Origin of the sequence: Klebsiella sp. A-Nf5, from assembly GCF_002810545.1 — a bacterium.
Classification (GTDB): domain Bacteria; phylum Pseudomonadota; class Gammaproteobacteria; order Enterobacterales; family Enterobacteriaceae; genus Klebsiella; species Klebsiella variicola.
The window spans coordinates 1-755 of sequence record NZ_PIOG01000152.1 but is presented as its reverse complement, the minus strand read 5'-3'; the positions used below and the strand labels follow the sequence as shown (position 1 = coordinate 755).

Annotated in this window: 1 pseudogene; it reads right to left on the bottom strand. The window is 47.0% G+C overall.

Annotated features, from left to right (window positions below):
* Positions 1-755: pseudogene (locus CWM53_RS15865) on the bottom strand (M23 family peptidase); the annotation flags it as partial.

The window sequence follows — 755 nt, the reverse complement described above, 5'->3', positions numbered from 1 at the left end:
TGTTAATGTGCGTGCGGATATTATCCGCAAGGCTTCCGACGCCATCCCGGTAGATGATGGCTTCCCATCGATAATCATTCTGTCCAGCCATTCTTAACAGATTGCGCGGAACAATTTGCTTCAATTCTGATTTGCTAAGCCAGCAGCACCTGCGAAAATGGGTAATGAAGGCCACTGGATGAAAATGCCATAGTCGATCTGCGCCAAGCGTGCCCGTATCAAAGCACAGTGCTGAAACATGACTTTTCAACCGCTCATAGTCATCATCAGACATAGCCTGAGTATCGTCGTTTTTGTTTTTTAGCCAGGAATAACGCTCATCAAAAGTGTCGGCGTTCCATTCGAGTGGAAAATGACAAACCAGACGGCTGCTCAGATCGCTAAGGTTCCCACTCTCCTGTAATCCCGTGATAAAGTCGGAATTACACTGGCTGTTATTGTCCATGTCATCGTCCACCATTCGCCAGCCCTTCCAGTGCGGGAAGTCGGCATCACTGAATTTTTTGATGTCAGAAGAGGCCAGATTTACAAACCCTGAGCCTCCGGGGAAATTGACAGTACGCCACAACGGGGCGATGGCAGGGATGAGAGTTTCATATTCAGTACTAATGATCCGACCAAAGCGGAGTAGTTCAAAGCCCGCAGAAGGATTCTGCGGGTACAGACGTTTGGCTGTCCAGTATAGATTGTATTCATATTTCAGACCTAATCTTCTTATGTCGTCAATTTGGTTAGCATCTATGTTTACTAGAGGC